Origin of the sequence: Halogeometricum sp. CBA1124, assembly GCF_009741955.1 — an archaeon.
Taxonomy (GTDB): domain Archaea; phylum Halobacteriota; class Halobacteria; order Halobacteriales; family Haloferacaceae; genus Halogeometricum; species Halogeometricum rufum.
Genome location: NZ_WPCD01000011.1, coordinates 1 through 13,173 on the forward strand (window position 1 = coordinate 1; position 13,173 = coordinate 13,173).

Genomic DNA, 13,173 nt, shown 5'->3' on the forward strand with positions numbered 1-13,173 from the left:
GGACGCTCGCCGTCCTCGCTCACGGCGTCGCCGTCGTCGTCCCGTCCGGCCTCCTCGCCCTCCTCGTCGCCGCGCCGGCACCGGCGTCGGTCGTCGTCGCCGCCGTCTCCGGCGTGGCGGGCGTGCCGCCGGCGACGTTCAGAGCGAGCGTCGTCTCGCTCCTCGTCCTCGCGGGCGTCCTCGTCGCCCTCACGGGCTACCGAACCGCGATTCACCGCGTCCGGAGCTACGAGCCGACCTGAACGCGCGCTCCTGCGGCCGCGGTCACTCCTCGCGGCCGAGGCACGAGAGCAGTTCCGGGTCGGTGTGGAACTTCAAGACGTTGTGTACCACGGAGTTCCGGAGGTTCGAGACCACCTTGCCGTGGCGCTTGTAGAACTCGTGAATCCACTGCGACTGCGCCTGCGCCGACTCGAACATCATCACCGACTTCCACTGGTACTCGCCGTCCGAGAGGAAGTAAAACAGCGTGTGCGGGTCGTCGCGGATGTGGACCATCGCGTCGTGCCACTCGTCGGCGAAGTGTTCGGGGTTGAACTTGAACTCGAACAGCGCGAACGTGAAGTACTCCTCGTTCGGCACGATGGCCTCCCGAAAGACGCCCTCCTCGCGCATCCGGCGTATCGTCTCCGAGATGGTGACGTGGGACACGTCGATGTCGTGCTTCTCCGCGAGAATCCGGGTCAACTCCCGCGATGAACGCTGCGGGTCCGCCGCCAACTCGCGGAGGATGACCGTGTCGCGTTCCTTGAACGTCCAGTCGGGGGCGTCGTCGTCCATCTGTGTCTCCGTGATTTCGGTCGTGTGTGGTGTCGCTTTCGGTCCGCCGTCCGATCTGATTCGAGTGGCGGCGCGGCGCGCACCGGCGCCGCTCAGAGTATCTGGTCCGCGACGATGTTCTTCTGAATCTCGCTGGTCCCCTCGTATATCTTCGTGATGCGGGCGTCGCGGTAGAACCGCTCTGCGGGGTGGTCCGTGACGAATCCCGCGCCCCCGTGGACCTGGATGCCCTCGTCGGCCACGTCGACGGCGCGTTCGCTGGCGAACAGTTTCGCCATGCTGGCGAACTTGGCGGCGGTCTGGTCGTCGCCACTCTCGACGTGCGTGGCCGCGCGGTACGTCAGCGACCGGGCCGCCTCCACGTCAGTCGCCATCTCGGCTAGCTTGTGGCTGATGGCCTGGTACTCGGCTATCTTCTGTCCGCCCTGCTCGCGTTCGTTGGCGTACTCGACGGCCGCGTCCACCGCCGCCTGCGCGACGCCGACGGCCTGCGCGGCGACGCTGACCCGGCCGTCGGCGAAGAACGCCATCAGTTGGTAGAACCCCTGGTCCACCGCGCCGATGACGTTCTCCTCCGGCACGTACACGTCGTCGAGGACGACTTCGGCGAGGTCGGAGGCGCGGATGCCGAGTTTGTTCTTGATGGGCGTCGTCTCGAACCCCTCGAGGTCCGTGGGGACGAGGAACGCCGTGATGCCGCGGTGGCGTTCGCCCGGCGTCGTCTTCGCCATCACGACGGCCACGTCGGCGACGGTGCCGTTCGTTATCCACATCTTCGTCCCGTCGAGGACGTACCCGCCGTCCGCTTCCTCCGCGCGCGTCTCGATACCGGCCACGTCGGACCCGTGAGCCGGTTCGGAGATGCACGAACAGGTCGCGGCGTCGCCCGAGGCGACCTTCGGTAACCACTCCTCTTTCATCCAGTCGTCGCCGAACTGCTGTATCATCGTCGTGCCGAACCCGCGGGACCCGATTGCGCTCCCGATGCCGGGGTCGCGCGCCACAGTTCCTCGGTGACGACGACGGACGACAGCGTGTCCATCCCGGGCCCGCCGTACTCCTCGGGGATGTTGGGCGCGACGAGGTCGTACTTCGCCGCCTCCTCGATCAGGTCGTGGGGATACTTCCGTTCCTCGTCGTGTTCGCGGGCGACGGGCCGTATCTCGTTCTCGCCGAACTCCCGTACCATCTCGCGAATCGCCCGTTGCTCGTCGTTCAGTTGGAAACTCATTCGCTGTCACCTCCGGCGTCCGCCTCGCGTTCGCGCAGTTCGAACTTCTGGACCTTGCCCGTCGTCGTCCGCGGCAGTTCGTCGATGAACGCCACCTCCCGGGGGTGTTTGTACTCCGCGAGGTTCTCGAGGCAGTACTCCCGCACGTCGTCGGGCGTCAGGTCGGCGTCCGGAACGGGGACGACGAACGCCTTCACCGTCTCCCCGCGGCGTTCGTCCGGGATGCCGACCACCGCCGCGTCCGCGATGGTGGGGTGTTCGAAGAGGAGTTCCTCCACCTCCCGCGGGTAGACGTTGTAGCCGCCGGTGACGATCATGTGCTTCTCGCGGTCCACGACGTAGTAGAAGTCGTCCTCGTCGCGGTAGCCCACGTCGCCGGTGTGGAACCACCGCTTGCCGTCCGCTTCGGTGAACGCCTCCTCGTTCGCCTCCGGCAGGCCGTAGTACCCCTGCATCACGTTCGGCCCGTGGATGACCAGTTCGCCCGTAATCTCGTCTAAGTCGACCGCCTCCTCGTCCACCGGCCCCTCCGCGACGGGCGGCACGTCCTCGAAGTCGTCGTCGACGATGCGAGCCTCCAGTCCGTCGAGGGGCTTGCCGATGCTGCCGGGACGGCGCGCACCGGGGTAGTTCGCGTGCGTCACCGGACTGGTCTCCGTCAGGCCGTACCCCTCGTACAGTTCCACGTCGAACGTCTCCTCGAACTGTCGCATCACCTCGATGGGGAGACTGCTCCCGCCGGAGTTCGCGAAGCGAATCGACGAGATGTCGTAGTCGTCCGCGCCGTCGAAGTTTATCAGGTCGTTGAACATCGCGGGGACGCCGTGCATCACGGTCAACTGCTCGGCTTCGATGGCCGACAGGGTGTCCTCGGCGTCCCACGCGGGGAGGGGGTAGTAGCCGCCGCCCTCGAACAGGGTGGCTATCATCGTCACCGTCATCCCGTAGATGTGGAAGAGTGGGAGGACGCCGAGGAACTTGTCGTCGGGTTCGACGCCGCCGGGCAGCAGTTTCGCCGTCGCCCGCGCGTCCCACGCGAGGTTGTGATGCGTGAGGAGGACGCCCTTCGGCTTTCCCGTCGTGCCCGACGTGTACGGTTGGACCGCCACGTCGTCGTCGTCGCGTTCGACCACTGCGGCGGGTTCGTCGGCGAGGAACTCCTCGAACGGAATCGCCCCCTCCGCCTCGCCGCCGACGCTCACGACGTGTTCGACGTCGGTGTCGTCGCGGACGGCGTCCACGAACGGCACGAGGTCAGCGAGGGCGACGACGACGGTGGCACCGCTGTCGGCGAGCAGGTGCGATATCTCCCGGGTCTTGTACTGGGGGTTCATCGGGACGACGATACCCCCCGCGTGTAGCGTCCCGTGGAAGGCGGTGACGAACTGCGGGAGGTTCGGGAGGTAGACGGCGACTCTGTCGCCCGGGCCGATACCGTGGTCCGCCAACCCGGCCGCGAACTGCCCGGTCATCCCCCACAACTGTTCGTAACTCCACTCCTGCCCGCGGAACCCGACGGCCGTCTCCTCCGGATACGACTCCACGGCCGCCGCGATGTCCTGAACCATGCTTGTCATTGTCGAACGTTCGAAATTCCGAAAGCGGAGGGCAAAAGTGTTCGCCATAGATTTACCAACGGTCAGCGATTCTCCTGCAGAAGTTTACTCCGTTAGAACGAACGCGGTCGGCGGGGTCGGCGCTCGCCGCCGGACTCGCCACTTCGGAGTTCCCGGTCGCTTCAGAGTTTCTCCGCCGCCAGCGCCTGTTCGCCGCGACGGCTCGCCTGGTCGAGGCGGGCGCGCGCGGCGTTCGCCGCCGGACCGGGGAGTTCGTCGCTCGCGTCTTCGAGACGCTCCTTCGCGCGTCCGAGGGCGTCGGTGATCGCTTCGAGTGCGCGGTCCGCGCCCGGCGCGTCGCCCGACTCGGCGCGTTCCGCCGCCCGGTCGGCAGACGCGGCGACGGCTTCGAGCGACCGCGTGAGTCCGCCGACGGCGTTCGCGGCGGGGCCCGTGCCGCCCCCGGTACCGTCGCTCTCGGTGCCGCCGTCGGTGCTACCATCGCCGTCCTCACCTTCCGTCGCCTCCCGCACCGTCGCGGCCGTCTCCCGGGAGACGTCGGCGAGGAACGACGCGAGGGAGGCCTTCCCCGTCCGCGGCCGGTCGATGGTGACGGCCGACTCCGCGGCGGGGTTGACGCGGAACGCCCCGACCGCACCGTCGTCGTCGCGGACTTCGGTCGTGTACGCGCCGCCGCGGTGGACGTAGACGGCGTCCGACCCCCGCACGGGCGCGTCGTACAGTCGCCCGGCGAAGTCGTCCTCGACGGCCACGTCGGTCAGCGTCGCGTCGGTGCCCTCGGCGTCGACGCGCAGTTTCACGGCGTCGCCCTCGGCGACCAGCGGAATCTCTCCGTCCGCGCCCGCGACGGTGACGCCCGGCGGCGACTCGGCCGCCCCGTCCGCCGTCGTGTTCTCGGTCTGCGCGTCCGCGGTCTGCGTGTCCGCGGTCTGCGTGTCCTCCGGCTTCGCGTCCTCCGTCGCCGTCTCCCCGGAGTCGCCGCCGGAGTCGGACCCGGCGTCCTCGACGCGAACCCGCTGGCTGAACGGCGCGGTACCGGCCCGGTTGACGGTCAGTCGATGCTCGCCCGGCGGCACGTCTCTGAGGACGAGTGCGCCGCCGAACGTCGGCACCGCCGTCGGGTCGCTCTCCAGGAGGGCGACGGCCTCGACGCTCGACTCGCGGGTGGTGAGCCCCTCGCCCGCCGGCGCGTCGTCCGTCGTCACCGCCTCCGTCACCGACGCGACGAGGCTCCCGACAGACCCCGGCGCGCCGACGGCGTCGTACCGTTCGGCGAGGGCCGCGCGGTGCGTGGGGTCCGTGATGTCGGCGGCGGGGTCCTCGTACCGCGCCTGCGTCCACGGCGGGTCCGTCGTCGTCAGGTGACCGGCGATGGCGTCCTCCGCGAACCCCGGAACGGCGAACTCGAAGCTCAACTGCGGCCCGGTGAACGCGTCGACGTGTTCGACTTCCTCGGCCGGCACCAGCGCGTACGCCTCCTCGCCTTCGGGGTCCTCGCGGCCCTCGAAGTCGAGGACGACGCCCGTCTCGCGGGCCGGGAGGTCCGTCGGCGGCGACGAGAGGTCGTCGAACGAGCGAATCGTGAGACGCTCGGGAACGAGGCCCTCGCGCGTGACGGCGGGCAGTCGGTCGTGTTCGTACACCGGCGCGCCGTCCAGTTCCGGGACGACGAACGGCAGTCGGAACCCCTCGTCGCGCGGCAGGCCGTAGGCGGCGGGCACGTCCGCCAGCGACGCCAGTCCGCCGATGGCGCGGTTCGTGATGTCCGCCGGGACGCCGTCGATGGAGACGCGCTGGAAGCTCTCTCGCTCTTCGTTCAGCGAGAGCGCACTGGAGTGCGACCCCAACTCCGAGAGCACCCGCGGCACCGTCTCCTCGGGGTCCAGATGTTCGTTGTTCGGCACGCGTCGGGAGTGCGAACTCGCGACGTGGAGGCGCGCCTCGTCGCGTTCGGTGTCGACGAAGACGTGGATAACCTCCCAGTCGTGCCAGTGGAAGTTCGTCGTGAACTGGTCGAACGCCGAGTAGAGCCAGTACTGGACGACGGTCAGCGGCGACCCCGCGTACGACCGGACGTTGTAGAACACCGTCGGCTCCGGTACCCGCGTCTCGGCGCGCCGTTCGCTGTAGCCGTCGAGGGCGTCGAACCCCGAGACGACCGGGTCGCCGTCGCGTTCGGACTCGTAGGGTCGCGGGTCCGTCGGGAACCAGCGCTCGTTCGCGTCGAAGTACAGCACGGGCGCGTAACGTTCGGCGAGCGTCCGCGCCTCGTTCGTCTCGACGGCGGTGGTCGTACCGTTCGGTTCGCTCTCGGACGCCGAACACCCCGCGAGGCCCGCGGCACTCGCGCCGGCGACGGCCGCGAGGAGTCGTCGCCGCGAGAGGCGGTTCCCGCCGCCCGTCACGGCGGACCGCCTCCCGCCGCGCCCGGCGGACTGCGTCCGGCGGCGCGGGCGAACCTGTCGTGATTCATACCTGTCGGTACGGCAACGGCCGGATAGGTCTTCTGGTCCGGACCGATTCGACGCTCTCCCCACCGGGGGACGTGACCGTCGCTCTCGCACGCGTCGCTCTCGCCGCCCTCGCCTTCGCACTTTTTGTCGTTCGCCCGCCAATAGCGCCCCATGCACGTCGTCGAACTCACCGAACCCGGCGTCTTCGAGCACCGAGAACGGGACCGCCCGGACCCTGCGGCCGACGAGGTTCTCGTCGAAGTCCGGCACGTCGGCATCTGCGGGTCGGACGTCCACTACTACGAACACGGCCGCATCGGCGACTACGTGGTCGAAGACCCGCTGATTCTCGGCCACGAGAGCGCGGGCGAAGTCGTCGCCGTCGGCGACGAGGTGACTGGTCTCGACGCCGGCGACGAGGTGGCCCTCGAACCTGGCATCCCGTGCGGCGAGTGCGCGCGGTGTCGGTCGGGCGAGTACAACCTCTGTCCCGACGTGGAGTTCATGGCGACGCCGCCGGACGACGGCGCGTTCGCCGAGTACGTCGCGTGGGACGCCGACTTCGCCTACCGCCTCCCCGAGGGCGTCTCGACGCGCGCGGGTGCGCTCTGCGAACCGCTGAGCGTCGCCCTCCACGCGACGCGGCGGGCCGAAATCGGCCTCGGCGACGCCGTCCTCGTCACCGGTGCGGGCCCCATCGGGATGCTGGTCAGCGAGGCGGTCAGGGCCGCGGGCGCAGGGTCGGTCCTCGTCTCCGACGTGGTCCCGGAGAAACTCGAACGCGCCGAGGCGTACGGCGCGACGGCGACGGTGAACCCCGCGGAGGAGTCGCTCTCGGCGGCCGTCGCAGACTTCACCGACGGCGAGGGGGTGGACGCGGTGATAGAGGCGTCCGGCGCACCGCCCGCCGTCGCGTCGACGGTGGACGTCGTCCGACGCGGCGGCACCGTCCTCTGCATCGGCCTCTCGGCCGAGGACGAGATACCCATCGAGACGAACGAAATCGTCGACAAGGAACTCGACTTCCGCGGGTCGTTCCGCTTCCGCAACACGTACGCGGACGCCGTCTCCCTCCTCGAACGCGGCGCCGTCGACGCGAGAAGATGATCGACTTCGAGATGCCGATGGCGGACCTCACCGCGGCGTTCGAACGCGCCCGCGAACCCGACGTCGTGAAGGGAATGGTGACAGTCCGCGAGTAACCTAACGAATTTTTATCACAATCGGGCGCGAGTCGTCGGTATGCGCGCCGCAGTGTTGGAGGAGTACGGCGAACCGCTGAGCATCGAAGACGTAGACGCACCCGACGTCGCCGCCGACGGGGCGGTCGTCGAACTGGAGGCCTGCGGCATCTGCCGGAGCGACTGGCACGGGTGGCAGGGCGACTGGGACTGGTTGGGACTCAAACCGCCGACGGGGCAGATTCTCGGCCACGAACCCGCCGGGCGCGTCGTCGAGGTGGGCGACGACGTGGAGACGGTCCGCGAGGGCGACCACGTCGCCGTCCCGTTCAACCTCGGCGACGGCACCTGTCCGCAGTGCGCCAACGGCCACGGCAACACCTGCGAGAACGTCGTTCCGCTCGGGTTCACCGAAGTGGCACAGGGCGCGTTCGCCGAACAGGTCCACGTTCCGGCGGCCGACTACAACGTCGTCGGCCTGCCGGACGGCGTCTCCTCCACCGATATGGCCGGCCTCGGCTGTCGGTTCATGACCTCCTTCCACGCCCTCGCGCACCGCGCGGACGTGGAGGCGGGCGACTGGGTGGCCGTCCACGGGTGCGGCGGCGTCGGTCTCTCGGCCATCCACATCGCCGACGCCCTCGGCGGCAACGTCGTCGCCGTGGACTTGGACGACGAGAAACTCGAACTCGCCGAGGACCTCGGCGCGGCGGCGACGGTGAACGCCGGCGACGTGGGAGACGTTCCCGGCGAAGTGCGCGACATCGCCGACGACCACGTCGGCGTCTCCGTGGACGCTCTCGGCATCGCCGAGACGTGCCAGAACTCGGTGGGAAGCCTCGGGACGCGCGGACAGCACGTCCAAATCGGCCTGACGACGGAGGAGGAGGGCGGCACCGTCGAACTCCCGACGGACGCGATGGTGATGAACGAGATAGAGTTCCTCGGTTCGCTGGGGATGCCGCCGACGAAGTACGACGAGATATTCCGGATGGTCGCCAGCGGCAAACTCGACCCCAGCGCCGTCGTCACCGACCGCGTGGGCCTCGACGGCGTCTCCGACCAACTCGCCGCGATGACCGACTTCGGGACGGTCGGTATCCCCGTCGTCGACGAGTTCTGAGCGACGCCGCCGGTCGCTTCCGTCGCCGCGCCGCTATCGAACGCGATACTCCTCCGTGAGATTCAATACTGATAAGGAGAAATCACCTCTCACGCCCACCAGGTGATATCGTGCCGACACAGACCCATCCCGTCGCGTTCATCCTCGCGCTGTTCATGGACGTGACGCTATCGGTCGCGATGCCGGTTTCAGTTCTGATATTCTGGCGCGTCGCACTCGGCCCCATCGGAATCGTCGAGTCCGCCATCTGCGTCGTCGTCGGACTCGTCGGGTACGTCTTCGCGCGCGGTATCGTCCTCCCGCGGCGCCTGTTCGTCTCGAAGGGCGAGGACGCCGGCGAACCGGAACGGCCGCCACCGCCGGACTGATATCCCGCGTCCGCAATCGTCCCGCATGGACCCGACCGATCTCAGGGAGGCAGTCCCGGCGTTCGAGGACGTGCGCTACATGAACACGGGCGCGAGTGGGCCGAGTCCCCGCCCCGTCGTGGAGGCCGCACAGGCGTTTCTGGCGCGTCACGAGTACGACGCCGCGAGCGAGGAGGGACCGTACCCGCTCGCGTTCGACACGTACGAGGACGTCCGAGCGACCGTCGCCGACTTCCTCGGCGCGGCGGAGACGGAGATAGCGCTGACCCAGAGCACGTCCGACGGCATCAACCGCGTCGCGACGGCGTTGGAGTGGGAACCGGGCGACGCAATCGTCCGGACGGACCTCGAACACCCCGCGGGCGTCCTCCCGTGGTCGCGCCTCGACGCCGGGGCTGTGAGGTCCGCGTCGTCCCGACGGAGGACGGCCGAATCGACCGCGAGGCGTACCGCGAGGCCGTGCAGGACGCGAAACTCGTCTGCTTCAGCGCCATCACGTGGAACTACGGCACGTTCCTCCCCGTCGAGGAACTGGTCGAGGAGGCCCACGACGCGGGTGCGTTCGTCCTCGTGGACGCCGTGCAGGTGCCCGGCCACTCCCCGTTGGACGTGACCGAGTGGGGCGCGGACGCCGTCGCCGCCGCCGGGCACAAGTGGCTTCTCGGCACGTGGGGCGGCGGGTTCCTCTACGTCGAGGAGTCGGTCCGCGACGACCTCGAACCCGCGGCCATCGGCTACCGAAGCGTCGAGGACCCCGGCGCGGCCGACTACGCACTCAAGCGGGGAGCGCCGCGGTTCGAAATCGGGACGACGAACCTCGCGCCGTACGTCGCCCTCCAGACGGCCATCGAGACCATCGAGTCGGTCGGGATGGACGTCGTGGAGTCGCACGTCCTCCGTCTGGCGGCGCGACTCGCGGACCGCGTCCCGGACGAGAGGCTACTCAGCCCCGCGGACCCGGAGACGGGCCTCGTGACGATTCGCGTCGACGACCCCGAGGAGACGGTCGAGACGCTGAAGGAGGAGTACGGCGTCGTCGTCCGCCCGATTCCGTCGCTCGACGGGTCGATTCGCGCGTCGCTCCACGTCGTCAACACCGCCGCGGACGTGGACCGTCTGGTCGAGGGGTTGGAGGAGACGGGCTGGTAACGTAGCGTCGGCGGGGACGCCTCGGACGCCGGGCGCGCCGGTCTCAGACGCCTCGCGCCCGACTTCGCATCACCTCCGCGATACCCGCGTTGGCCGAGCAGTTCGGGCAGGCGCGCACCGTCCCCGAGTCGTCGGCGAAGACGCGCACGAACCGGTCGGAGACGTGCGTATCGCAGTGTTCACACGTCGGCATCTCGTCGCTCCTGTGCTGCAGTCATCTGTGTGTTCCTCGTTCACAGGGAGGGAGAGACTAATAAAGAAAATTTTCCGAGTTCTCACCCAAATTCGTCCCGACATCGTCCGAAGAACGACGACACTACGGGCCGAACGGCCGATTTCCTCGCCGGGACTACGACGTTCCGCCTCCGAGCGACTTTTGCGGGTGCCGACCGAACGGACGGTATGACCGACACGGAACTGGCGACGCTCGGCGGTGGCTGTTTCTGGTGCATCGAGGCCCCGATGAAGGAACTCGTCGGCGTCGAGTCCGTCACTTCGGGCTACGCGGGCGGACACGTCGAGAACCCGACGTACGAACAGGTCTGCGAGGGGACGACCGGTCACGCCGAAGTCGTCCAGGTGGCGTTCGACCCCGACCGCATCACCTTCGAGGAACTGCTGGAGGTGTTCTTCGCCATCCACGACCCGACGACTGAGGACCGACAGGGGCCGGACGTTGGGTCGCAGTACCGCTCTGCGGTGTTCTACCACTCCGAGGAGCAACGCGAGACGGTGGAACGACTCGTCGCGGAGATGAACGAGTCCGGCGTCTACGACGACGACATCGTCACGGAAGTCGCCCCCCTCGACACGTTCTACGAGGCGGAGGAGTACCACCAGGACTACTACGAGAAGAACCCCGACAAGCCCTACTGCGCGGTGCAGATTCCGCCGAAACTGGAGAAGGTCCGCGAGAAGTTCGCGGGGAAGGTCCGCGGCGTCAACTAGTCGTCCACTTCGACGACGCGCCGCAGTCCCGTCTCTAGCGTCACCGTCGGTTCGTAGCCGAGGGCCTCGCGCGCCCGACGCAGGTCCGCGAGACTCGCGGGCACGTCGCCGGGGCGAACGTCCTCGTGGACGATGTCGCTGTCGCTCCCGGTGACGCTCCGAACCGTCTCGGCTAGTTCGCGGATGGTCGTCTCCGACCCGGTGCCGACGTGAACGCCTCGCCGACGGCGTCCGTGGTGGCCGCCGCGAGGTTCGCGCGGACCACGTCGTCGACGTAGACGAAGTCCCGCGTCTGCGTCCCGTCGCCCTCGACGGTGAGGGGGTCGCCGCGACGCGCCTGGTCCACGAAGATGCTGATGACGCCGCTGTACTGGCCCGCGGTCTGCCCGGGCCCGTAGACGTTGAAGTACCGGAGGGCGACCGTCTCCAGTCCGTAGAGGTCGTGGTACGCCCGGACGTACGACTCGGCGGCGTACTTGTCGATGGCGTACGGCGACCGGGGACGGGCCGGTGCGTCCTCGCTTATCGGCACCCCGTCGGGGACGCCGTAGACCGCGCAACTGGAGGCGAACACGACGCGGGCGTCGGCGTCGCGGGCCGCTTCGAGGACGTTCAGCGTCCCGCCGAGGTTCACGTCGTTGCTCCGTTGCGGTTGTTCGATGCTCCGCGTGACGCTCACCTCCGCCGCCTCGTGGAACACCAGGTCGGCCCCTTCGACCGCCTCCCGGACGACGGTCTCGTCTCGGACGTCGCCCTCGACCAGTTCGACGCCGTCGGGGAGGTTGTCCGCCGCGCCCGTCGAGAGGTCGTCGAGGACGCGTACCTCGTTGTCGGCGACGAGTGCGTCGGCGATGCGACTCCCGATGAACCCCGCGCCGCCGGTGACGACGACCGTCTTCTCCTTGATGTCTTGTTCGTTCATTGTGACGAGATGGTCGGTCTCACTCTCGGGGCTCCGCCGTTCGTGCGAACGCACGGAATCCCGCGACCGTCGTCCGGTCGAACACGGCTCTCGGACAAAAGTATGCGGCCCCGTCGCCGCGCGAACGCGGCGTTATGTCGTCCTTACTGATACGTCGTGGCCGCCACCTCCCGACGATGACGTACGACGTCGCCGTCGTCGGGACCGGTCCCGACCCGGAGGAACCGGACACCGACGGCTACGCGATGGGGTATCGACACGCTTCGGCGTACGACCGACTCGACGACTGCCGACTCGCCGCCTGCGTCGACATCGTCCGACCGAACGCGGAGGCGTTCGCCGAGACGTGGGGTCTCGGGGAGGACGCCGTCTACGAGGACGTGGGGCAGATGCTCGCGGAGGTACGGCCTGACGTGGTGAGCGTCACGGTGCCGCCGTCGGTCCACGCCGACGTGGTCGTGCAGTGCGCCGAGAGCGACTCCGTGCAGGCGATTCACTGCGAGAAGCCGATGGCGAAGACGTGGGGCGACGCCAAGCGGATGGCGAAGGCCTGCGAGGAGGCCGGCGTCCGACTCACGTTCAACCACCAGCGACGGTTCGGCAAGCCGTTCCGCGAGGCGAAGCGACTGCTCGACGACGGCGCTATCGGGTCGCTGGAACGCGTCGAACTCGGCGGCCCGAACCTCTTCGACTTCGGGACGCACCTGTTCGACCTCTGCGGCCACTACGTCGACCAGTCGCCGCCGGAGTGGATGCTCTGCGGCATCGACTACAGCGAGGAGAACGTCCAGTTCGGCGCGCACAACGAGAACAACGCCGTCGCGCAGTGGGGCTACGAGAACGGCGTCGTCGGCGTCGCCTCCACCGGCGACTACAGCGTCCTCCCCGCGCAGATTCGCCTCGTCGGCGACGACGGGATGATAGACGTCTGCGTCGACGACGGCCCACCGCTTCGGTACCGGAACGGGTCGACGAACGGGTGGACCGAGGGCGACACCGGCGGCGACGGCGCGCACGGCCCGAACACGTCGCGCCCGCAGGCCGCGGCGCAGAAGGTCGCTTCGCGCCTCCCGTTCGTCTCCGCCGACCGCTTCCGTTCGACGACGTACGTCGAACGCGCCATCGAGGACGTGGTCTCGGCGCTCAGAGAGGACCGCACCTCCGAGTTGGCCGCCGAGAACGCCCTCCAGTCGACGGAACTCATCTTCGCCGCGTGGGAGTCCGCGCGGCGGCGGGAACGCGTCGTCCTCCCCCTCGACGCCGACGGGAACGCCCTCGAGGAGATGGTCGAGTCGAACGAACTGCTCGCGTCGCCCGACGCCTGACGCGGACTCGGCCTCGACCCCCCGCGCACTCGCCGAATCGACATTATTGCGGCCGGGTTGGTAAGTAAAAGATACGATGTGGGGAGGAGTTCGCTACCGATTACCTGTAAGTATGG

8 protein-coding genes and 5 pseudogenes are annotated in these 13,173 nt (G+C 68.7%); 7 read left to right on the forward strand and 6 right to left on the reverse strand.

The features are described from left to right. Positions 1 to 242 (forward strand): annotated as a pseudogene (locus tag GJ632_RS21840) (TetR family transcriptional regulator); the annotation flags it as partial. A gap of 22 nt (positions 243 to 264) precedes the next feature. On the opposite strand, the gene GJ632_RS02930 reads toward GJ632_RS21840, so the two are convergent. From GJ632_RS02930 to GJ632_RS02945, 4 genes and pseudogenes are all read right to left on the reverse strand, one after another. Further along, a complete protein-coding gene (locus tag GJ632_RS02930) occupies positions 265 to 780 on the reverse strand; it encodes an Lrp/AsnC family transcriptional regulator (protein WP_191452030.1) in 516 nt (171 codons plus the stop codon). Positions 781 to 872: 92 nt separating this feature from the next. Further along, positions 873 to 2,011: pseudogene (locus tag GJ632_RS02935) on the reverse strand (acyl-CoA dehydrogenase family protein). Then, complete coding sequence (locus GJ632_RS02940) at positions 2,008 to 3,588, reverse strand: long-chain fatty acid--CoA ligase (RefSeq protein ID WP_394351776.1); 1,581 nt, start codon at positions 3,586 to 3,588, stop codon at positions 2,008 to 2,010. Before GJ632_RS02940 ends, GJ632_RS02935 begins: the two are co-directional and overlap by 4 nt. Positions 3,589 to 3,749: 161 nt before the next feature. Then, entirely contained in the window at positions 3,750 to 5,993 is a 2,244-nt protein-coding gene (locus tag GJ632_RS02945; protein ID WP_343160987.1) for a hypothetical protein, read from the reverse strand. A gap of 219 nt (positions 5,994 to 6,212) precedes the next feature. Here GJ632_RS02945 and GJ632_RS02950 point away from each other — a divergent pair. From GJ632_RS02950 to GJ632_RS02965, 4 genes and pseudogenes are all read left to right on the forward strand, one after another. Further along, positions 6,213 to 7,243: pseudogene (locus tag GJ632_RS02950) on the forward strand (NAD(P)-dependent alcohol dehydrogenase). A gap of 40 nt (positions 7,244 to 7,283) precedes the next feature. Next, a complete protein-coding gene (locus GJ632_RS02955; protein WP_191452032.1) occupies positions 7,284 to 8,345 on the forward strand; it encodes a zinc-dependent alcohol dehydrogenase family protein in 1,062 nt (353 codons plus the stop codon). A gap of 110 nt (positions 8,346 to 8,455) precedes the next feature. Further along, positions 8,456 to 8,713: a hypothetical protein gene (locus tag GJ632_RS02960; RefSeq protein ID WP_089810952.1), complete on the forward strand. Its 258-nt coding sequence runs from the start codon at positions 8,456 to 8,458 to the stop codon at positions 8,711 to 8,713. Between the two features lie 25 nt (positions 8,714 to 8,738). After that, positions 8,739 to 9,862 (forward strand): annotated as a pseudogene (locus tag GJ632_RS02965) (aminotransferase class V-fold PLP-dependent enzyme). A gap of 43 nt (positions 9,863 to 9,905) precedes the next feature. Here the strand turns inward: GJ632_RS02965 and GJ632_RS21845 are convergent. Next, the gene (locus tag GJ632_RS21845; protein WP_177232715.1) at positions 9,906 to 10,055 is read right to left on the reverse strand and encodes a hypothetical protein; all 150 of its coding nucleotides are present in this window, start codon (positions 10,053 to 10,055) and stop codon (positions 9,906 to 9,908) included. A gap of 209 nt (positions 10,056 to 10,264) precedes the next feature. Here GJ632_RS21845 and msrA point away from each other — a divergent pair, with 209 nt between their 5' ends. After that, positions 10,265 to 10,810: a peptide-methionine (S)-S-oxide reductase MsrA gene (gene msrA, locus GJ632_RS02970; RefSeq protein ID WP_089810957.1), complete on the forward strand. Its 546-nt coding sequence runs from the start codon at positions 10,265 to 10,267 to the stop codon at positions 10,808 to 10,810. Here msrA and GJ632_RS02975 read toward each other — a convergent pair. Next, a pseudogene (locus GJ632_RS02975) lies at positions 10,807 to 11,732 on the reverse strand (NAD-dependent epimerase/dehydratase family protein). The gene msrA and the pseudogene GJ632_RS02975 overlap by 4 nt on opposite strands. Positions 11,733 to 11,908: 176 nt before the next feature. Here GJ632_RS02975 and GJ632_RS02980 point away from each other — a divergent pair. Then, the gene (locus tag GJ632_RS02980; RefSeq protein WP_191452033.1) at positions 11,909 to 13,057 is read left to right on the forward strand and encodes a Gfo/Idh/MocA family protein; all 1,149 of its coding nucleotides are present in this window, start codon (positions 11,909 to 11,911) and stop codon (positions 13,055 to 13,057) included. Positions 13,058 to 13,173 lie beyond the last annotated feature (116 nt).